Origin of the sequence: Geobacillus sp. G4 (genome assembly GCF_040327975.1) — a bacterium.
In the GTDB taxonomy this organism is placed as follows: domain Bacteria; phylum Bacillota; class Bacilli; order Bacillales; family Anoxybacillaceae; genus Geobacillus; species Geobacillus thermoleovorans.
This window is the reverse complement of sequence record NZ_JBEPJY010000112.1, coordinates 1-261: the sequence shown is the minus strand read 5'-3', so window position 1 is coordinate 261 and position 261 is coordinate 1. Positions and strand designations below refer to the sequence as shown.

1 pseudogene is annotated in these 261 nt (G+C 41.0%); it reads left to right on the top strand.

What is annotated here, in order from left to right:
• Window positions 1-55: 55 nt before the first annotated feature.
• Window positions 56-261: pseudogene (locus ABS784_RS17165) on the top strand (ribulose-phosphate 3-epimerase); the annotation flags it as partial.

Sequence of the window (261 nt, the reverse complement as noted above, 5' to 3'; positions counted from 1 at the left end):
AACATTATCTTCAGTTTTTAGAAGAGATAAAAGAAAGAAAGCCGAGGTATTGAACATGGTTAAAATTGCACCTTCGATTTTATCCGCAGATTTTTCTAGGTTGGCAGAAGAAATTATTGATGTGGAAAAAGGAGGAGCGGATTACATTCATGTTGACGTAATGGACGGCCACTTTGTGCCGAATATTACGATCGGTCCGCTCATTGTGCAAGCGATCCGCCCAGTGACCAAGCTGCCGCTTGATGTTCATTTAATGATTGA